A 20,261-nucleotide genomic window follows, 5' to 3' on the forward strand; every position below is an offset into this window, starting at 1 on the left:
GTCATTGCTGAGCATTTATCCGAAGCCCCGGTCCAAAAGACCGGGGCTTCTTCTTTGTGCGTGGGAAAAACCTTGAGACTAATCGCCAGACTTAATCACTTAAGCCATGGGGATTAGTCTTGGTTAATGCCGGCGCGCCGGACTGGCTAACTGGCAGCAAGGATCCATTGCGGCAGGGAGCTGGGGCGCATCGTCCGGCAATCGCACTCCAGGCCGCAGTCATCGCTGCCCACGGATTGGCACCCTTAGTTGATCAGTGCCGAGGGCTTCTGACCCGTGAGCAGACGCGCGTTGGTGGAATCGCCGGGTGTTCGGCCGCCAGGTTTGCCTTAGGCGACCTGCAACGCCGCCTGCACGTACAGAAGCACGACACAGGCGAAGGCGACGAACCACGCCAGGCTGCGCAGGCTGTGCTTCCAGCCTGCCACGTAAACGAGGCCATGCAGGATGCGGAATACGACGAACAGCACTGCCAACAAGGCGATCCGGTCGGCCGCCACGCCGGCGAGTTGCGCCAGCACGACGCCTGCCGCGAATGGCGCGAAAGCCTCGTAGCCATTGAGCTGCGCCGCATTGGCGCGATGCACGCGCGGATTGGTCTGGCGCGCGGTCCAGCCCCGCGGGTCGCGGTTGTCGTAGCGTTCGCCACTGGCCTTGGCGACGGACACCCAAATGTAAGGCAGCAGTGCGGCGATCAGCACGCACCAGTAGGCGATGGCCAGGTTCATTGCGCTTCCTCCCCGAGATAGACCGCCGCAGCCTACCCCACAAGCGGCACTCCGCCGAGGTGCGGACCCCGAGGAATCGAGCCGCTACCGGGCGTCGCCCGCCCGCAACTTCTGCTGCGCCGACAGGAAGGCGTTGCCCTCGTACCATTCGGGCCACTGGTCGCTGCCAGCGAGCACACGCCCCACGCCATACAGCGCTTCCAGATCCTGCATCACGCCATCGAGCTGCCATGACGGATCGTATTGGTCGGAAGGCTTGTGATAGCGATGATCGCGGTAGTCGATCTGTGCCTGTCGACCTGCCACGGTGCCGCCTGCGAGCAGGTCGTCGCCGCCCTTGGCATACAGCGCTGGCACGCCCGCGCGGGCGAAGTTGAAGTGGTCGGAGCGGAAGTAGAAGCCATCCTCCGGCGTCGCCTCGGCATGCAGGGTACGCCCCTGCTCGCGCGCGATCGGCCGCAGGATGTCCTCCAGTTGCGAGCTGCCGAACCCCACGACGGTCATGTCGCGGGCCTTGCCGATCACCGGCATGGCATCCAGGTTGATGACCGCCACGGTCTTCGCCAGCGGTACGACGGGGTGGGCGACGTAATAGCGCGAACCGAGCAGCCCGGATTCCTCCAGGGTCACCGACAGGAACACCAGCGAGCGATCCGGTCGCGGTTGCTGGTGGACGAACGCCTCGGCGATCTCGAGGATGCCCGCCACACCCGTCGCGTTGTCGACCGCGCCGTTATAGATGGTGTCGTCGGTCCCCGCAGCGGGCAGCGCGCCGCCATGCTCGTCGGCTTCGTGCGCGTGATTGCCCAGATGATCCCAGTGCGCCATGTAGACGACGGCCTCATCGGGCCGCTTGGCTCCGTCCAGCCGGGCGATCACATTGCGCGAGGACTTTTCGCTGATCCGGCTTTTCAGGTCGAGAGAGACTTTGGCATCGAGTGGAATCGCCCTGAAGCCGCGTTTGCCCGCCGCGGCATACAGCGCGTCGAGATCCTGGCCGAGGGATGCAAACAGCGAGCGCGCCGCCTCGCCGTTGAGCCAGCCCTGCACCTGCAGCCGCGGCGCCGGATCGTCGGCCGCGCGCAGATCGAACTGCGCGCCGCTCCATGAATTCTTCACCACTTCCCAGCCGTAAGCCGCGCCTTCGGTGTCGTGGATGATCAATGCGGCGGCCGCGCCTTGCCGCGCGGCTTCCTCGAACTTGTACGTCCAGCGCCCGTAATAGGTCATCCGTTTGCCCTCGAACAGGGACGGATCCTGCTGGTGGAAGCCGGGGTCGTTGACCAGCATCACCACCGTCTTGCCCTTGACGTCTACGCCGGCGTAGTCGTTCCAGTGCTGCTCGGGTGCATTGACGCCATATCCGACGAAGACAAGGTCGCTGCCATCCAGCTGCACCTGCGGCCGCGCGGTGCGCGTACCCACGACCATGTCGGTGCCGAATTTCAGTTCGCGCGGCTTGCCGGCGACATCCAGCTTCATCACCACGTTCTCGTCCGCGCTGGTTTCCACCATCGGCACGGTCTGGAAATAGCTGTCGCCGTTGCCGGGCTTGAGGCCCAGGCGCCGGAACTGCGCCTCGATATAGGCCACGGACTTCTCCTCGCCCACGCTGCCCGGGCCGCGACCCGCGAATTCGTCCGAGGCCAGGGTGCGCACGTGCCGGGCGAAATCGTCCGCGGTAATGGCGGGGTTGAACGAGGCGCCCTGGTCGGCACTACCGGCGGTCGTGGCGCCAGTGTCCGTGGCAGGCGCCGGCGGCTTGCACGCGGCCACCAGCACCGCGCCCAGCAGGCAGGGAAGAAGGGGACGCTTCATGGGATCTCCGGTGCCCGGTCGAGATCCCATTCTAGGCACGGCCCGCCGGGGTCGGCCGTGCCGACATTGCCGGTATTGCCGGTATAGGGCGCTGCCGCGGGTGCCAGGCGGGACCGACCCGCATGGACACCCCCCGCCCTTACTGTTCCGGCGGCTGCGGCGTGTCGAAGCGAATCGCAGTGGCGCCGGTGATCGCGCCGATCCGGGCGCTGGAGTGGACGTAGAGCACCACTTCGCGCTCAAACCGCAGCGGCCCGTCGACCTGTGCATCCGGGCCGATGACAACGCGCGGGACGCGGGGCTTGCCCATGCTGAAGAACGGCTTGCTCTGCTTGCCGTAGTGCAGCCCGCCGTGCACGTGCGAGCCCACGCCGACGGTGACATCGCCGTTGACGGTGTCGATGCCGCCGCTGACCTCGGTGCCGACCAGGCCGATCGCGCCGTTCACCGTTTCGACGGTGCCGCCGACCTTGCCGCCGCGGCCGACGAAGATGCCGCCGTTGACCGTGCTGACGCCGCCGGTGATGGTCACGTGTTCGTCGACCTGGATGCCGCCGTTGACGGTTTCCAAGTCACCGGTCTGAGTGCTCGCGCCGACTTCGATGCCGCCATTCACGGTCTCGGCGCTGGCGACGCGCGCGTTGGCGCCGATGTGGATGCCGCCGTTGACGGTGTCCAGCGAGCCATAACGCTCACCGTCTTCGACATGGATGCCGCCATTGACCTTGGACACGTCGCGATCGGCGGCGTGGGCGGAGACGACGGCGCAGGCGAGCACCAGGGCGAGGGCGAGGCGGGTGCGTTTCATGGCGGACTCCATTGGGATTGCGAGGTTGGATGCGGGCGCAGGGGAGCAGGTTTAACCGGCTCCGCTACAATTTGCCCCTGCCCGAAGTCACCGGAAGCCCCTCGTGCCGCCGAATCCGCGTCCCAAGCCCGTCGTACTGCTCATCCTCGACGGCTGGGGCCACCGCGAAGACCCGGCCGACAATGCCCTCGCGCAGGCGACCCTGCCCAACTGGCACGCCTTGCTGGCGGGCAACCCGCATACGCTGATCCACACCGAGGGCCGCTTCGTCGGCCTGCCGGACGGGCAGATGGGCAACTCCGAAGTCGGGCACATGAATCTCGGCGCCGGCCGGATCGTCTACCAGGACCTCACCCGCATCGATGCGGCCATCGAGGACGGCAGTTTCTTCACTAATACCGAACTGCGCGCCGCTTGCGCCGCCGCGAAGGCGGGCAACGGCACGCTCCATCTCATGGGCCTGCTCTCCCCCGGTGGCGTGCACAGCCACGAGAACCACATCTTCGCGATGCTCGAACTGGCCCGGCGCGAAGGCGTGCCCCAGGTCGCCGTGCATGCTTTCCTCGATGGCCGCGACATGCCGCCCCGGTCGGCGCAGCCGAGCCTGGAGTTGCTCGAAGCCGCGTGCGCGCGGGCCGGCAATGCCCGCATCGCCACGGTCAGCGGCCGCTACTACGCGATGGATCGCGACAAGCGCTGGGACCGGCAACGGCGGGCATGGGATGCCATCGTCGAAGCCTCGGCGGAGCACGTCGCTGGCGATGCGCTCACCGCGCTGCGCGACGCCTACGCGCGCGGCGAGAACGACGAATTCGTTGTCCCGACCGTGATCGGCACTGGTGCCCCCGTGCGCGACGGCGATGCGATGGTGTTCATGAACTTCCGCGCCGACCGCGCCCGCCAGCTCACCGCGGCGTTCGTGTCGCCGGTGTTCGACGGTTTCGCGGCGCGCCGGCCCGCGCTGTCGCGGTTCGTCTGCCTCACCGAATACGACGCCAGGTTGCCCGCCCCGGTTGCCTTCGCGCCGGACGACCTGCGCAACACGCTGGGCGAAGTGCTGGCCGCCCACGGCATGAAGCAGCTGCGCATCGCCGAAACCGAGAAGTACGCGCACGTGACCTTCTTCTTCAGCGGCGGCCGCGAGGATCCGTACGACGGTGAGACGCGCGTGCTGGTGCCGAGCCCGAAGGTCGCGACCTACGACCTGCAGCCGGAGATGAGCTGCCCGGAAGTCACCGCCAGGCTCGTGGCGGCGATCCGCTCCGGCGAGATCGACGTCGCCATCTGCAACATCGCCAACCCCGACATGGTCGGCCACAGCGGCATCCTCGCCGCGGCGATCCAGGCCGCCGAAGCGGTGGATATCGCCATCGGCGCGATAGCCGAGGCCGTGCACGAAGTCGGTGGCGCCTTGTTGCTGACCGCCGACCATGGCAACGTCGAGATGATGCGCGACCCGGAGACCGGCCAACCACACACCTCGCACACGGTGGGGCCGGTGCCGTTCGTGTACGCGGGACCGCGCATGGCGACACTGCGCAGCGGCGGTGCGCTGCGCGATGTCGCGCCGACCATCCTCGACCTGCTGGATTTGCCCAGGCCCGCCGAGATGACTGGCGCGAGCCTGCTGATCGAGGACACTTTCGCGAGCGCGGCGCAGGCCGAGAGCACGCTGGCCGGATGAGCGCACGCGTTTCCGCCATCGCCTTCGCGTTGCTGCTGGCGGCGCTCGCCGTGCCCGCCGTCGCGCAGGACGCACCGGTGAAGGGCGAGACCGAACGCAAGCTGGAAACCGTCAAGCGCGAACTCAAGCAGGTCGCCGCCGAACGCCGCCAGATCGAAGGCCAGCGCGGTGACGTGAGCCGGCAGCTGCGCACCGCCGATGAAAAGGTCGGTCACTCCAACCGAGTGCTGCGCGAAACCGAAACCCGCCTGATGCGCGACCAGCAATCACTGGCCCAGTTGCAGCAGCAGCGCGCAACCCTGCAGGCCACGCTGGGCTCGCGACGCGAGGATCTGGCACGGCTGCTGCGCGCCACCTACGCGCAGGGCGAGGCCGCGCCGCTGCAGGCGCTGCTGTCTCAGGATCGTGTCGCCGATGCCAGTCGGGTGTTGACCTATCAGCGTTACGTGCAGAGCGATCGCGCCCGCCGCATTGCCGAACTGGGTTCGCAGCTGCAGGAAATCGACGCCCTTGAAGCGGCCATCGTCGCCCGCCAGGACGAACTCGACCGTACGCGCAAACAGCAACGCCAACAGCTCGGCCAACTCGAACTGGACCGCAAGTCGCGGGCCGCGCTGCTCGTGCAACTGGAGGAGAAGTACCAGGACCGGCGCGAGCGCGAGCAGGCCCTGGGGCGCGACGCGAAGGGCCTCGAGCAACTGCTCGCGCAACTGCGCGCCGCCGCAGCGCGCGCCGAATCCGAGCGCCGCGCCGCGGCCGCGAAGGCCGCGCGCGACGCCAGGCGCAACCCCGGCAACACCAACCACGTCGCGCCGCGTCCGGCGGTGGTTGCGATGGCGCCGAAACTGCAGGTCGGCGGACTGGGATGGCCGTTGTCGGGATCGCTGCTGGCTGGCTTCGGCGGCACCATGCCCGATGGCCGCGGCAGCCAGGGACTGCTGATCGCCGCGAATGCGGGCGCACCGGTCAAGGCCGTCGCCGACGGCACCGTCGTGTACGCCGAATGGATGACGGGGTATGGCCTGTTGCTGATCATCGACCACGGTGGCGGCTACATGAGTCTGTACGCGCACAACGACGCCCTGCTCAAGGACGCGGGTACGGCGGTGAAGCGCGGCGATGCGGTGGCCACGGTGGGCAGTTCAGGCGGCCATGGCCGGCCGGCGCTCTATTTCGAGCTGCGTCGCAACGGCCAACCGGTCAACCCCAGTACCTGGCTGCGCTGAACCGGGCGCGAAGCGGCGCCGCCCACTTAATGATTCCTTTGCCGCGGACCGGCGCGTTGCGCCCATAATCGAAGCGGACCGGCGAGTGAACCCGTTTCGCGCGCCGCGGTCCAACGCAACGTCGTTCCCCGGAGTCGCACCATGCACCTGCGCCTAGTTCCGCTCGCGCTCGCCCTGCTTGCCACGCCCGTTTTCGCGCAGGACCAGGATCCTGCTTCGATCGAGGCGCCCGATGCCGAGGAGACCAGTGCCGCCAAGGTGCCGCTGGCCGAGATCCGTCGCTACGTCGCGGTCTACAACGCGGTGAAAGAAGCCTACGTCGAGCCGGTCGACGACAAGACGCTGATGCAGTCGGCGATCCGCGGGCTGCTGTTCGACCTCGATCCGCACAGTGTCTACATGGAACACGACGCGGCCGAGGAATTCGACGAGGCCTCGCGCGGTTCCTACGGCGGCGTCGGCGTGGAGCTGCAGCGCCAGTCCGATGGCACCCTGCGCGTGATCTCCCCGATCGACGACACACCGGCCGCACGCGCCGGCATCAAGGCCGGCGACATCATCACCGCCATCGATGGCAAGCCCTTCAAGCCCGACGAAGGCGACACCTCCGGGCCGTTGCGTGGCGAACCGGGCAGCAAGGTCACGCTCACCCTGGTGCGCGAGGACAAGCCCAAGGCCTTCGACGTCACCCTCACGCGCGAGACGATCCGCATCGTCAGCGTGAAGAGCCGCATGCTCGAACCCGGTTACGGCTACCTGCGCATCGCCTCGTTCCAGGCCGATACCGCCGCCGATTTCGATCGCCAGCTCGACAAGCTGCGCGAACAGGCGGGCGGCAAGCTGCGTGGCCTGGTCATCGACCTGCGCAGCAACCCCGGCGGACTGTTGACCTCCGCGGTACAGATCGCGGACAGCCTGCTGGAGAAGGGCAAGATCGTCAGTACGCGCGGCCGCGTGCCGATCAGCGACGCCGAATTCAGCGCGACCCCGGGTGACCGCAGCGGCGCCGCGCCGGTGGTGGTGCTGGTGGACGCGGGTTCGGCGAGCGCGTCGGAAGTCCTCGCCGGTGCGCTGCACGACAACAAGCGTGCGCGCATCGTCGGCAGTCGCACCTTCGGCAAGGGCTCGGTGCAGACCGTGTTGCCGCTGGACAACGGCGATTCGGTCAAGCTCACCACCGCGCGATATTTCACCCCGAGTGGCAAGTCGATCCAGGCGCTGGGCATCGTGCCCGACGTGGAATTGCACCCGGCCAAGGACGCGCAGAACGGCGGCAAGCCCGACTACACCGAAGCCAGCCTGCGCGGCCACCTGCGTGGCGACGAGGACGACGCCCCCGGCACCAACGCCGGCGAGGTGCTGGAAGGCGACGGACCGATCACCGCGGCCCTGAACGAGTTGAAGAAGCCGCCGGTGGCGGCGAAGCCGGCGCCGCCGAAGGGTTGAAGCCCGGCGTGGCGCGGCATGCAGGCGCGCGTTCGCGCGGCGTCCCCGCGCGTGTTGCGGGGACGGCTATCGCGGTCGCGTTGTCAGCGCGGCTTCACCGGCAGCGGGAACGGTGTGACCACCTTCTCGCCCGTGGCGGCGTCACGGATCGCGGACTGGCCTTTCTTCTCGACTTCCTCGATGCGGACGATGCACTGCATGGGCAGGTGCAGCACGCGCGTGTCGCCGAATTCGTCGCGCAGGCGCTCTTCGGTCGGATCGATCACCAGGCCGTCGTGCACGTCGAAGACGAGTTCGGATACTTCGGTGAAGCCCCACAAGGTGCCCGCGCCGACCTTGCGCGCATACAGCTCGTAGATCTTGCCGGCGTTGAGGAAGGTGATCTTGTAGAGCGTCTTGGCCATCGCTGCGCCTCGGGAGTGCTCGCAGTTAGATGAGGCCAGCCGGTGGCGTCCGCAAGGTGCCGCTCAGTACCCGCGCTTGCGCCGCATCCGCCGAGCGATGCCGGCCTTGGCGATCAGTGCGAACACGCCGCCGAACGCAAAGCCCGCCAGGTGCGCCGACCACGCCACCGCACCGAACGCCGGGCCGATGAAGGTGAACACCAACTGCAGCAGCGCCCATACCCCGATCAGCAGCGCCGCCGGCACCTTCACGAATTGCAGGAACAGTCCCAGCGGCACCACCACTCCCAGCTTGGCGCCGGGGAACAAGGCCAGGTAGGCGCCGATCAGGGCCGACACCGCGCCGCTGGCACCGATGATCAGGCGGTCCGGCGTGCCGATGGCGATGGCCGCGGCGAGGTTGGCGACGGCGCCGCCGAGCAGGAACAACGCCAGCAGGCGCCACGGCCCCATCGCGCGCTCCGCCGACAGTCCGAAGATCAGCAGGAACACCAGGTTGCCGAGCAGGTGGGCCCAGTCCGCATGCAGGAACAGCGCGGTGAACAGACGCAGGATGCGGCCATCGCGCAGCGACGCCATCCATTCCGAGGGCGCCGCCAATCCGCCCGACAACGCGCCCCAGTCCAGCATCAGCCGTTGCTGCTGGGGGTCGGGCAGGACGGTGAGGGCGAGGAAACAGGCCCACAGCAGCACGAACAACAACGGCACCGCCCAGCGCCGTGGCGCCTTCTGCCGGGAGGGCAGCGAAACGAACACGCTCATGCCCGGGCGGGGGCTCCGGGACCCCTTTGCAGCCGGTTTCGGATACCACCTTGGATTGTTAGCATCCGGTTAATGCCCACGCTATAGTGCATACGGTGTCGTACGTCGGGAGGGGTCTCGGCGCGTGACGGCAACGGCCTCGCCGGCGCCGCGCAGACGACCAAGAAGAAGACTTAAAACACGAAGTCCATCGGAGAGAGTACACACATGAATCATGTAAATCGCACCACTTTCAGCGCGTTGGCGCTTGGCATTGCCGGCGTGCTGGCGATGGGCCAGGCCCAGGCGAGCGGCTTCCAGCTGCGCGAGACCAGCGTCAAGAACCTCGGCCGTGGCCAGGCCGGCGTGACCACCGCCCGCGACGACGCCTCGGTGGTCAGCAACAACCCGGCGGCGATGGTGAATCTGGACAAGAACACCGTGCAGGCCGACGTCACTGTAATCGACGTGTCTTTCGGCTTCGATGGCGGCGGCACCTCCGGCGCCGGTACCCCGCTCACGGGCGGTGATGGCGGCGACCCGGGCGAACCGACTGCCGTGCCGAACCTGGCGGCGGTGTTCCCGATGCACGGTGCGCTGGAAGGCCTGACCTTCGGCGCCAGCGTCGGTGCGCCGTTCGGCCTGAAGACCGAATACGACCGTGACTGGGTTGGCCGCTACAACGCCGTCAAGTCGGACCTCAAGACCGTCGACTTCACCCTGTCGGCCGCGCTCAAGGTGCACGACCGCTTCTCGGTCGGCCTGGGCTTCATCTACGAACGCGCCGACGTGACCCTGTCGAACGCGGTCGACTTCGGCACCATCATGGCCGGCACCGGCCTTCCGCCGGCAGCGGGCGGCGTGCCGCAGGGCTTCGACGGTTTTGCCGAGGTCTCGGGCGACGACACCGGCTTCGGCTGGGTGGCCGGCCTGCAGTGGCAGCCCACCGACCAGCTGTCGATCGGCTACGCGCACCGTTCGGAAATCGACACCGACCTCGAAGGCGACGTCGAGTTCACCACGCCGGCGCAGTTCCAGGCCGCGCAGTCCGTCTACCGCGCCACGGCGGCCGCGTACGCGCGCCTGCCGGCCACCGATCCGCGCCGCGCGCTGATCCCGCAGCTGCTCGTCCTGGGCAATGGCTTCGTCAACAGCAAGATCAGCGCCCCGCTGACGACCCCGAGCGAGGACACCATCAGCGTCCAGTACGATTTCAGCGACAGCATCCGCGTGATGGCCGATGCGCAGTTCACCGACTGGAGCTCGCTGCGCAACATCAACATCGACTACGTCAATCCGTTCCAGCCGAACACGGTCGAGGACTTCTCCTGGAAGGACACCGAGATGTACGCGCTCGGCGCCGAATGGGACCTCAGTGACGCATTCACCCTGCGCGGTGGCGTGACCATGGACGAAACCCCGACCCACATCGAGACGCGCACCCCGCGCCTGCCCGACAACGATCGCATGCTGTATTCGATCGGCTTCACCTGGCACGTGTCGGACGCGTTCAGCGTGGATGCGGCGTACCAGCGCATCGAGATCGACAGTTCGGACGTCGATATCCGTTCGTCGAGCAACTCGCACCTGGTTGGCTCGTTCGACGGCTACGCGAACCTGTTCGGCGTTTCGGCGCAGTACCAGTTCTAAGCGCCACGGCACCACGTTCAACAGCATCACGTTCATTGCGACAAGAAAAAGCCCCGCTTCGGCGGGGCTTTTTTGTTGCCGGCGGGGCGGATGGATCAGTCGGCGAGCGTCAGCAGCGAGGCATTGCCACCGGCCGCCGTGGTGTTGATGGTGATGGTCTTCTCGGTGGTGAAGCGCGGCAGGTAATGCGGGCCACCGGCCTTGGGGCCGGTGCCGGACAGGTTCTGGCCGCCGAACGGCTGCACGCCGACCACGGCACCGATCTGGTTGCGGTTGACGTAGCAGTTGCCGACCTTGATGCGCGAGGCGATCTTCTCGACGGTCTCGTCGATGCGCGAATGGATGCCGAGCGTCAGGCCATAACCGGTGGCGTTGATCGCATCGATCACGGCATCGAGCTGGTCCGACTTCCAGCGCACCACGTGCAGTACCGGCCCGAAGATCTCCTTGTGCAGGACGTCGATCGAGTTGATCGCGTACGCGCGCGGGGCGAAGAAGCTGCCATGCGCGGCGTCGTCATCGAGCGCGACTTCACCGATCTTCTTCGCTTCGGTATCCATGCGCGCGGCGTGGTCCTTGAGCATTTTCAAGGCGTCCTCGTCGATCACCGGGCCGACGTCGGTCGACAGCAGGCCGGGATTGCCGATCTTCAGCTCGTTCATCGCCCCGGCCAGCATCGTGCTGACCTTGTCTGCGATGTCTTCCTGCACGAACAGCACGCGCGCGGCGGAGCAGCGCTGGCCGGCGGAAGTGAAGGCGGAGGAGATCGCGTCCTTCACCACCTGTTCCGGCAGCGACGACGAATCGGCGATCAGCGCGTTCTGGCCGCCGGTCTCGGCGATCAGCACGCCGATCGCGGCGTCGCGCCCGGCCAGTGCGCGGTTGATCGCGCGGGCGGTGTCGGTCGAGCCGGTGAAGGCGACACCGGCCACGCGTGGATCACGGGTCAGTGCCGCGCCGACGGTGGCGCCGTCGCCGGGCAGGAACTGCACGACCGCTTCGGGCACGCCGGCTTCGTGCAGCAGCTTTACCGCGTAGTAGCCGATCAGGTTGGTCTGCTCGGCCGGCTTGGCGAGCACGCTGTTGCCGGCGGCGAGCGCGGCGGACACCTGTCCGAGGAAGATCGCCAGTGGGAAGTTCCACGGCGAGATGCACACGAACACGCCACGGCCCGACAGCTGCAGGGTGTTGGATTCGCCGGTCGGGCCGGGCAGTGCCTCGGGCTTGAACAGCGCGCGCGCCTGCGCCGCGTAGTAGCGCAGGAAGTCGACCGCTTCGCGCACTTCGGCGACGCCGTCGGGAATGGTCTTGCCGGCTTCCTTGGTGCACAGCGCGATGTACTGCGGCATGCGCTGCTCGAGCAGGTTGGCGGCGTGCTCGAGGATCGCGGCGCGCGAGGCGGCCGGCGTGGTGTTCCACGCCTCGTGCGCGGCCACCGCGTTCTTCAGCGCCAGCTCGACGGTCGCGCTGTCGGCGGCCTGCCACTGGCCGACGGTCTCGCGGCGGTCGGCGGGGTTGGTGACGGCGATGTTCGGGCCGATGACCGATGCGCCCGGCACCAGCGGCGAGGCGCGCCAGTTGTCCCTGGCGGCGGCATTGACCTGCTCGGCGAGCGTGCGCAGCTGGTCGTCGTTGGCGAGGTTCACGCCCATGGAATTGCTCCTGTCAATGCCGTAGCTGCGGTACAGGTCGACCGGCTGCGGGATGCGCGGGTGCGCGATGGATTCGAATGCGGACACGGTGGCGACCGGATCGTGGATGAGGTCATCGATGGCGATGTCCTCGTCGGTGATGCGGTTGACGAAGCTGGAATTGGCGCCGTTCTCGAGCAGGCGGCGCACCAGGTACGGCAGCAGGTCCTCGTGCGAGCCCACCGGCGCGTACACGCGGCAGGGCACGTCGAGGCGATCGGCGGGAATGACCTCGGCATAGAGGTCGTCGCCCATGCCGTGCAGCTTCTGGAACTCGAAGCGATTCGCGCGGCCCATCGCCTTGGCGCGCTGGTGGATCGTGGCGATCGTCTGCGCGTTGTGGGTGGCGAACATCGGATAGATCGCATCCGTCGCTTCCAGCATCCTGCGAGCGTTGGCGAGGTAGGAAACGTCGGTGTTCGGCTTGCGCGTGAACACCGGATAGCCGAGCTGGCCGTCGACCTGCGCGCGCTTCACTTCGCTGTCCCAGTACGCGCCCTTGACCAGGCGCACCGGAATGCGGCGACCGTGCCTGCGCGCGAGGTCGGCAATGAAGTCGATCACTTGCGGCGCGCGCTTCTGGTAGGCCTGGATGGCCAGACCGTAACCTTCCCAGTCCGCGAGCGATTCGTCCGCGTAGACCGCGGCGATCACGTCGAGGGAGAGTTCGAGGCGGTCCGCTTCCTCTGCATCGATGGTGAAGCCGATGCCGTAGGACCTGGCCAGCTGCGCCAGCTCCAGCACGCGCGGGTTGAGTTCCTTGAAGACACGTTCGCGCTTGGCGTGCTCGTAGCGCGGATGCAGCGCGGACAGCTTCACCGAGATCGACGGCACGCCGAAGACTTCGCGGCCTTTGTAATTACCGCTCTTGCCGATGGCATGGATCGCGTCGCGATAGGCCTGCAGGTAGCGCAGTGCGTCCTTGGTCGTCAGCGCGCCTTCGCCCAGCATGTCGAAGGAATAACGGTAGTTGGCGTTGTCGCCCTTGAGCGAACGCGCCAGCGCTTCGCCGATGGTGCGGCCCATGACGAACTGGTGGCCCATGATCTTCATCGCCTGGCGTACGGCGAGGCGGATGACGGGTTCGCCGACGCGGCCGAGCAGGCGCTTGAAGGCGCCGTGCACGTCGCGCTTGGTTTCGTCGGCAAGGTCGACCAGGTGGCCGGTCAGCATCAGGCCCCACGTCGAGGCGTTGACCAGCACCGAGTCGGACTGGCCCATGTGCTTCTTCCAGTCCGCGTCGCCGAGCTTGTCGCGGATCAGCTTGTCGGCAGTGTCCTGGTCCGGGATGCGCAGCAGCGCCTCGGCCACGCACATCAGCAGCACGCCTTCCTCGCTGCCGAGGTCGTACTGGCGCATGAAGGCCTCGATCGCGCCCTGGTCCTGGGCCCGCGTGCGGACGCGGCGGACCAGGTCGGCGGCGGTGGCCTGCGCGGCGATCCGGTCGGCGTCGGGCAGGCGGGCCAGTTCGAGCAGATGGCGGACGTGGGCGGCCTCGTCGCGCACCCAACCAGCGGTGATCGCGGCACGCGGGCCGGGCGGCGGGGCGGGGAGCTCGGGGCGGATCATGGCGTCCTGCACGGGCGAAGCGGCGCCCGCCGGGACAGCGGCGGTGGTGGGTGGGTTCATCGGGTCCGCGGCAGCGGTGGGGAGCCCCATAGTTTAGGGCTTCGGCACCGTCGCGCGCTGGGCCCGGCCAGTAAACACCGGCACGTGAACAGGTTGGTTTTGTGCCGGATTTGCCGTTTTTCCCGCGCATTGCCATGGATCGCGACGGCCGCGGCGGTTGCCCCGCAGCGGTCCGGCCGCTACCATTTCGCAGTTATTCCGTAGCGTCCGCGAAGCCGCCGCCCACGTTTGGGCAGGCCTCCGGCGTGATGGGTTCCGGCCCGAGCCGATCCGACGATCCCGGTCCGAACCCGCCAGCCACCTTGTTCCGCGCGGCTCCCCGCCGGAGCCGGCGCTGCTTCGCCAGCCGAAGCAGGGCCGACCAGGCAGCCCGCGGAGCGACACATGAATCAACTGATCTTTTCGGGGCTCGAACTGATGAAAGCCGGTCGTAGCAAGCTTGGGACCGTGGGGAAGTGGGCAATGGGCGCCGCCGCGATGGCCGCACCGCTGCTCGCCTTCGCACAGGCCGCCAGCGACAAATGGTCCAACGCACCGCACCGTTGGCAGCTCAACATGGGCGAGGGTGCCAGTCCGCTGGCGCACAACGCCTATGAGGCGCACATGCTGTCGCTGTGGATCTGCGTGGCGATCGGCATCCTGGTGTTCGGTGCCATGTTCGTCGCCATGTTCAAGTTCCGCCATTCCAAGGGCGCGGTGCCGGACAAGGACTTCACCCACAGCACCAAGCTGGAAATCATCTGGACGGTGATCCCGATCGTGCTGCTGGTGCTGATGGCGTTCCCGGCCACCAGCAAGCTGATCAACATGTACGACACCCGCGAATCGCAGATGACCATCAAGGTCACCGGCTTCCAGTGGATGTGGAAGTACGAGTACCTCGGCGAAGGCGTCAGCTTCACCAGCCGCCTCGACCGCAAGAGCGACGAGATCCGCCAGAGCAAGGTGGATGCGCGTACCGCCAATCATCCGAACTACCTGCTCGACGTCGACAACGCCCTGGTGCTGCCGGCCGGGACCAAGGTCCGCTTCGTGATCACCGCCGACGACGTCATCCACGCCTGGTGGGTGCCGGCGCTGGGTTGGAAGCAGGACGCCATCCCGGGCATCGTCAACGAAGCCTGGGCCGAAGTAGCCGAGCCGGGCGTGTATCGCGGCCAGTGCGCCGAGCTGTGCGGCAAGGACCACGGCTTCATGCCGATCGTCGTGCGCGTGCTGCCGAAGGCCGAATACACCGCGTGGCTGGCCGAACAGAAGGCGAAGAACGCTCCCGCGGCGGCTCCCGCCCCGGCCGCGCCGGCGCCGGCTGAGCCGGCTCCGGCCGCCCCTGCTGAAGCCGCACCTGCCGAAGCTGCGCCCGCCACCGACGCCCCCGCCGCTGCCGCGGTTGCCGGCTGATCCGATCGAGTTACCGAGGCACGACCATGTCGACGCATTACGAAGCCGCGCACCCGCAAGTGCACCACGATGACCACGCCCACGAGCACAAGCAGGGCTTCATCGAGCGCTGGTTCTTCTCGACCAACCATAAAGACATCGGCACGCTGTACCTGATCTTCAGCTTTGTCATGTTCCTCATCGGCGCTGCGATGTCGGTGGTGATCCGTGCCGAGCTGATGAAACCGGGCCTGCAGTTCGTCAATCCCGAGTTCTTCAACCAGATGACCACCATGCATGCGCTGGTGATGATCTTCGGCGGCGTGATGCCGGCCTTCGTCGGCCTGGCCAACTGGATGGTGCCGCTGCAGATCGGCGCGCCGGACATGGCGCTGCCGCGCATGAACAACTGGTCGTTCTGGATCCTGCCGTTCGCCTTCTCCCTGCTGCTGATGACGCTGATCCTGCCGGGTGGCGCGCCCGCCGGTGGCTGGACGCTGTATCCGCCGCTGTCGTTGCAGGGCAACAACGTCTCCTTCGCGATCTTCGCCATCCACATGATGGGCATCAGCTCGATCATGGGCGCGATCAACATCATCGCCACCATCCTCAACATGCGCGCCCCGGGCGTGGACCTGCTGAAGATGCCGATCTTCTGCTGGACCTGGTTGATCACCGCGTTCCTGCTGATCGCGGTGATGCCGGTGCTCGCCGGCGCGGTGACGATGCTGCTGACCGACAAGTACGCCGGCACTTCGTTCTTCAACGCCGCCGGTGGCGGTGACCCGGTGATGTTCCAGCACATCTTCTGGTTCTTCGGGCACCCCGAGGTCTACATCATGATCCTGCCCGCCTTCGGCGTGGCTTCCGAGATCATCCCGACCTTCAGCCGCAAGCCGCTGTTCGGCTACCAGGCCATGGTGTACGCCACCGCCTCGATCGCCTTCCTCTCGTTCATCGTGTGGGCGCACCACATGTTCACCGTCGGCATGCCGCTCGGTGGCGAGATCTACTTCATGTTCGCGACGATGCTGATCGCGGTGCCGACCGGCGTGAAGGTGTTCAACTGGGTCACCACGATGTGGCGCGGCTCGATCTCGTTCGAATCGCCGATGCTGTGGGCGATCGCCTTCGTGATCCTGTTCACCATCGGCGGCTTCTCCGGCCTGATGCTCGCCATCGTGCCGGCGGACTTCCAGTACCACGACACCTACTTCGTCGTCGCCCACTTCCATTACGTGCTGGTGACCGGCGCGCTGTTCGGCATCATCGCCGGCGTGTACTACTGGTGGCCGAAGTGGACCGGCCGCATGGTCAACGAGACGCTGGCCAAGGTGCATTTCTGGTGGACGATGGTGTTCGTCAACCTGCTGTTCTTCCCGCAGCACTTCCTCGGCCTGGCCGGCATGCCGCGCCGCATCCCGGACTACAACGTCGTGTTCGCGGACTGGAACATGGTCAGCTCGATCGGTGCGTTCGGCATGTTCCTGACGCCGTTCATGATGGCCTTCATCCTGTGGCGCTCGAAGGTTGCCGGTGTCAAGGCGGAAGCCCGCGCCTGGCCGTCGGCCCGTGGCCTGGAGTGGACCGTCGCCAGCCCGGCGCCGCACCACACCTTCAGCGTGCCGCCGGTGATCCGCGACGGCGACCTCGCCCACGGCGACATCACGCACTAAGCGCAGCCGAAGCATTGCCATGACCGCGCCGCAACTTTCCCAGAACGACGTCGACGCGCGCCGCAAGCGCGCGCGTCGCATGGCGCTGTGGATCGCGGTGATCGCGGTCGTGGTGTACGCGGGCTTCATCGCCCTGGTGGGGCTGTCGAAGTGAACGCCGGACCGGACAACGCCGCCGCGCGCAAGCCGACCAGCGGCATCACCCGGATGGTGCTGGTCGCGATCGCGGCTTTCGCTTTCAGCTTCAGCCTGATTCCGCTGTACCGCATCGCGTGCGAGAAGGTGCTGGGCATCCGCCTGGAGCGCACGGCCGCCACGGGCGTGGCCAACGCGAAGCAGGCGAACGCGCGCATCGTCACCGTGCAGTTCGACGGTGGCGTGAACTCCAAGCTGCCGTGGCAGTTCGCGCCCAACCAGCTGACCATGACGGTGCACCCGGGCGAGCAGTACAAGGCGACCTACAAGGCCACCAACACCAGCACGCGGGCCATCGTCGGCAGCGCGGTGCCTTCGGTGGCGCCGGCGCGCGCGTCGGGCTATTTCGCCAAGACCGAATGCTTCTGCTTCACCGCACAGACGCTGCAGGCCGGCGAAACGCGCGACATGCCCGTGCGCTTCATCGTCGACCCGAACCTGCCGTCCGACGTAACGACGATCACGCTGTCCTACACCTTCTTCAAGAACGACACGTTGACCGCGAAGCTGGCCGGTACCGCCGCCGGTTCGCGCGCAGCGCCCTGACTTTCGCAACAGTACCCAACGGAACACCGCCATGGCCCAGCCACACGCGACGGACACCCACCACTACTTCGTGCCGCACAGCAGCCGCTGGCCGTTCATCGCCTCGATCGCGCTGTTTACCGCCATGGTCGGCCTGGCCAGCTGGTTCAATGAACTCAGCTTCGGCAAGCCGACGTTCTTCTTCGGCCTCGCCATGGTCGCCGCGGTGTTGTTCTGCTGGTTCCGCGACGTGATCCACGAGTCGATCAAGGGCAGCTACAACAAGCAGGTGGACACCTCGTTCCGCATGGGCATGGTGTGGTTCATCTTCTCCGAGGTGATGTTCTTCGCCGCGTTCTTCGGTGCGCTGTTCTACGCGCGCCAGTACGCGTTGCCGTGGCTCTCGGGCGAAGGCGACGGCGTGATGACCAATGCGCTGCTGTGGAACGGCTACACCGCCGGCTGGCCGACCAATGGTCCGGGTGGCGTGGGTGGTTCGTTCGAGACCGTGCCGGCCTGGGGCCTGCCGCTGCTCAACACCCTGATCCTGCTGTCCTCGGGCGTGACCGTCACCATCGCGCACCACGCGCTGAAGGCCGGCCACCGCGGCACGCTGCTGCTGTTCCTCGGTGCGACCGTGGTTCTGGGTGCGATGTTCCTGTACTTCCAGGGCACCGAATACATCGAGGCCTACAAGCACTTCAACCTGACCCTGGGCTCGGGCATCTACGGCTCGACGTTCTTCATGCTCACCGGCTTCCACGGCGCGCACGTGACGCTCGGCACGATCATGCTGGCGATCATCTGGTTCCGTTGCGCCAAGGGACACTTCACCAAGGAACACCACTTCGCCTTCGAGGCGGTGGCCTGGTACTGGCACTTCGTCGACGTGGTGTGGCTGGGCCTGTTCCTGTTCGTCTACGTGCTGTAAGGCGACACAAGAAGGCCCGGGCTGAGGCTGAAGAGCCGCGGTCCCGGGCCTTTTGCTTTTTGGCGGAAGTGGTGCGCCGGCCGCGATGACGCGACGGCAAACGACGCGGGATTACGGTTTCCGGCCGATGTCGTGGAACTCGATCCAGCCCATCTTGGCGGCGATGACGACGCCGATGATCAGCGCGATGGACAGCGCGATGCGGCGGGTCAGCGCGTTCACCGTGCGCTTGCCCTCGCCCTTGTCGACCAGCATGTAATAGAGGCCGGCACCGAGGTTCCAGAGAATGAGGATCAGGACGGCGATGATCAGCAGGGTCTTCACGACGGTGCTCCGGCGCGATGCATGCGCGCCCATGGCCGCATTATCGCAGCCGCTGGGGAATCGCGCGTGAGCCGCCGGCGCAACCTCGTGGTCGGATGGACGCTGGCGCTGCTGGCGATCGCGCTGTTCGTGCGGCTCGGGCTGTGGCAGGCGCAGCGTGCGGTCGAGAAGCAGGCCATGCTCGACGCGGTGGCGCAGGTGCTGGCGCGACGCGAACCGGTGCCGCTGGCGCGGGCTACAAGCGCGGAGCGTCGCCACGACTATGACTGGACGGCGGGCACGGGCCGCTTCGACAGCCATGGTCCGCTCTGGCTCGACAACCAGCAGCGCGAGGGCCGCAGCGGCGTGCATGCGTACCAGGTGTTCCTGCCCGATGGAGCGTCGCCGCTGCTGGTCGACCTGGGCTGGTTGCCGTTGCCGGGCAACCGCGCCATGCCGGCGATCACGGTGCCGCAGGGGCACATCGATGTGCGCGGCCTGCTGGTGCCGCCGCCGTCGTCCGGATTGGCGCTGGGCAGCGGCATTGCCCGGCAAGGCGACGGTTGGGTGCTGACCCGCATCGATACCGGCGTGGTGTCGCGCACCCTGGAACTGCCGGCGCCGCTGGCGCCACGCGTGCTGCGCCTGGATCCGGCGCTGCCATGGGGCTACACGCGCGACCTGCAGCTGCTCGCCAACACCCTGCCGCCGGAACGCCACCGCGGCTATTCCGTGCAGTGGTTCGCACTGGCCATCGCCGTGCTGGCTACGGCGCTCATCCTGACCTTCCGCAAGGCCCGCAATGAACAATCCTGATCCTTCCACCGCGACGCCGGACCGCAACCTCCGGAACCGCAACCGGACGATGCTGCTGGCGATCTTCGCGTTGTTCTTCGGCAGCCTGATCTTCGCCGGCGTGCTGCGTTTTTCCGGCTGGCGTCCGGCCGGGATGAAGAACAAGGGCGAACTGCTGCAGCCGCCCGCCGACCTGCGCGCAGTCAAGCCCGTACTGCTCGATGGCGGCACCTATGCATGGAATCCGATCGACCGCACGTGGCGCATCGCGATCGCGCCGCCGGCCGATTGCGGCATCGAATGCGCGAAGACGGTGCGTGACGTCCATGTCGTGTGGGAACTGCTCGGAGGTGAAGCCACGCGTGTCGATGTGCTGTGGTTGTGCGCCTCGACGCCGTGCGCCTTGCCTGCAGGCGCACCGGCGCTCACGAACCTGCACCTGCTGCAGCCGGACCCCGGCCTGCGCGCGCAATTGCCGCGCGTCGATGCGGTGGCCTTCAAGGGCGGCCGCGGCGTGCCGGTGTACGTGATCGACCCGAACGGTTTCGTGATTCTGCGCTACGCTGCCGGTTCCGATCCGGGCGACCTGCGCTCCGACCTGGCCAAGCTGCTGAAGCTGAAGTAAGGCAAGACC

The 20,261-nt window shown here is 67.2% G+C and carries 17 protein-coding genes and 1 pseudogene; 11 read left to right on the forward strand and 7 right to left on the reverse strand.

All coding sequences use genetic code 11. The features are described 5' to 3' along the window. Nucleotides 1–329: 329 nt before the first annotated feature. The 3 genes from ACYVGE_RS07085 to ACYVGE_RS07095 all read right to left on the reverse strand — a co-directional run bounded on the left by ACYVGE_RS07085 (nt 330) and on the right by ACYVGE_RS07095 (nt 3,354). The gene (locus ACYVGE_RS07085; RefSeq protein ID WP_460728446.1) at nt 330–728 is read right to left on the reverse strand and encodes an MAPEG family protein; all 399 of its coding nucleotides are present in this window, start codon (nt 726–728) and stop codon (nt 330–332) included. Nucleotides 729–812: 84 nt separating this feature from the next. After that, entirely contained in the window at nt 813–2,546 is a 1,734-nt protein-coding gene (locus ACYVGE_RS07090; protein WP_460728448.1) for a M28 family metallopeptidase, read from the reverse strand. 139 nt (nt 2,547–2,685) lie between these two features. Beyond that, the gene (locus tag ACYVGE_RS07095; protein WP_460728450.1) at nt 2,686–3,354 is read right to left on the reverse strand and encodes a DUF4097 family beta strand repeat-containing protein; all 669 of its coding nucleotides are present in this window, start codon (nt 3,352–3,354) and stop codon (nt 2,686–2,688) included. Nucleotides 3,355–3,457: 103 nt separating this feature from the next. Between ACYVGE_RS07095 and gpmI the strand changes: the two genes are divergently transcribed. The 3 genes and pseudogenes from gpmI to ACYVGE_RS07110 form a co-directional block, all read left to right on the forward strand. Continuing rightward, nucleotides 3,458–5,038 (forward strand): 2,3-bisphosphoglycerate-independent phosphoglycerate mutase, encoded by a 1,581-nt coding sequence (gpmI, locus tag ACYVGE_RS07100; RefSeq protein WP_460728452.1) that lies wholly within the window; start codon nt 3,458–3,460, stop codon nt 5,036–5,038. Beyond that, entirely contained in the window at nt 5,035–6,264 is a 1,230-nt protein-coding gene (locus ACYVGE_RS07105) for a murein hydrolase activator EnvC family protein (RefSeq protein ID WP_460728454.1), read from the forward strand. The genes gpmI and ACYVGE_RS07105 overlap by 4 nt, the downstream gene beginning before the upstream one ends. Nucleotides 6,265–6,405: 141 nt before the next feature. Next, a pseudogene (locus ACYVGE_RS07110) lies at nt 6,406–7,689 on the forward strand (S41 family peptidase); the annotation flags it as partial. 104 nt (nt 7,690–7,793) lie between these two features. On the opposite strand, the gene ACYVGE_RS07115 reads toward ACYVGE_RS07110, so the two are convergent. Then, on the reverse strand, nt 7,794–8,114 hold the full coding sequence (locus tag ACYVGE_RS07115) for a DUF1820 family protein (RefSeq protein WP_460728456.1): 321 nt from the start codon (nt 8,112–8,114) through the stop codon (nt 7,794–7,796). A gap of 63 nt (nt 8,115–8,177) precedes the next feature. Continuing rightward, nucleotides 8,178–8,870, reverse strand: a complete 693-nt coding sequence (locus ACYVGE_RS07120) for a rhomboid family intramembrane serine protease (protein ID WP_460729093.1) — start codon at nt 8,868–8,870, stop codon at nt 8,178–8,180. A gap of 213 nt (nt 8,871–9,083) precedes the next feature. Between ACYVGE_RS07120 and ACYVGE_RS07125 the strand changes: the two genes are divergently transcribed. Further along, entirely contained in the window at nt 9,084–10,505 is a 1,422-nt protein-coding gene (locus tag ACYVGE_RS07125; RefSeq protein WP_460728458.1) for an OmpP1/FadL family transporter, read from the forward strand. 95 nt (nt 10,506–10,600) lie between these two features. Here the strand turns inward: ACYVGE_RS07125 and putA are convergent, their stop codons facing one another. Beyond that, on the reverse strand, nt 10,601–13,765 hold the full coding sequence (gene putA / locus ACYVGE_RS07130) for a bifunctional proline dehydrogenase/L-glutamate gamma-semialdehyde dehydrogenase PutA (protein ID WP_460729095.1): 3,165 nt from the start codon (nt 13,763–13,765) through the stop codon (nt 10,601–10,603). A gap of 477 nt (nt 13,766–14,242) precedes the next feature. Between putA and coxB the strand changes: the two genes are divergently transcribed. The 5 genes from coxB to ACYVGE_RS07155 are packed head-to-tail and all read left to right on the forward strand — an operon-like array spanning nt 14,243 to nt 18,529. Then, the gene (coxB, locus tag ACYVGE_RS07135; protein WP_460729097.1) at nt 14,243–15,223 is read left to right on the forward strand and encodes a cytochrome c oxidase subunit II; all 981 of its coding nucleotides are present in this window, start codon (nt 14,243–14,245) and stop codon (nt 15,221–15,223) included. Between the two features lie 26 nt (nt 15,224–15,249). Further along, complete coding sequence (gene ctaD, locus ACYVGE_RS07140) at nt 15,250–16,878, forward strand: cytochrome c oxidase subunit I (protein WP_460728460.1); 1,629 nt, start codon at nt 15,250–15,252, stop codon at nt 16,876–16,878. Nucleotides 16,879–16,897: 19 nt separating this feature from the next. Continuing rightward, nucleotides 16,898–17,032, forward strand: coding sequence for a hypothetical protein (locus ACYVGE_RS07145; protein WP_460728462.1), 135 nt, complete (start codon nt 16,898–16,900; stop codon nt 17,030–17,032). Further along, complete coding sequence (locus tag ACYVGE_RS07150; protein ID WP_460728464.1) at nt 17,029–17,619, forward strand: cytochrome c oxidase assembly protein; 591 nt, start codon at nt 17,029–17,031, stop codon at nt 17,617–17,619. Before ACYVGE_RS07145 ends, ACYVGE_RS07150 begins: the two co-directional genes overlap by 4 nt. A gap of 31 nt (nt 17,620–17,650) precedes the next feature. Further along, nucleotides 17,651–18,529: a cytochrome c oxidase subunit 3 gene (locus ACYVGE_RS07155; RefSeq protein ID WP_460728466.1), complete on the forward strand. Its 879-nt coding sequence runs from the start codon at nt 17,651–17,653 to the stop codon at nt 18,527–18,529. Nucleotides 18,530–18,640: 111 nt separating this feature from the next. On the opposite strand, the gene ACYVGE_RS07160 is transcribed toward ACYVGE_RS07155, so the two are convergent. Then, the gene (locus ACYVGE_RS07160; protein ID WP_460728467.1) at nt 18,641–18,886 is read right to left on the reverse strand and encodes a twin transmembrane helix small protein; all 246 of its coding nucleotides are present in this window, start codon (nt 18,884–18,886) and stop codon (nt 18,641–18,643) included. Nucleotides 18,887–18,919: 33 nt separating this feature from the next. Between ACYVGE_RS07160 and ACYVGE_RS07165 the strand changes: the two genes are divergently transcribed. Next, nucleotides 18,920–19,648 carry an SURF1 family protein gene (locus ACYVGE_RS07165; RefSeq protein ID WP_460728469.1) on the forward strand — a complete coding sequence of 243 codons (729 nt, stop codon included), beginning with the start codon at nt 18,920–18,922 and terminating at the stop codon, nt 19,646–19,648. Further along, a complete protein-coding gene (locus ACYVGE_RS07170; protein WP_460728471.1) occupies nt 19,635–20,252 on the forward strand; it encodes a hypothetical protein in 618 nt (205 codons plus the stop codon). The genes ACYVGE_RS07165 and ACYVGE_RS07170 overlap by 14 nt, the downstream gene beginning before the upstream one ends. Nucleotides 20,253–20,261: the final 9 nt, after the last annotated feature.

Source organism: Lysobacter rhizosphaerae (assembly GCF_054779795.1).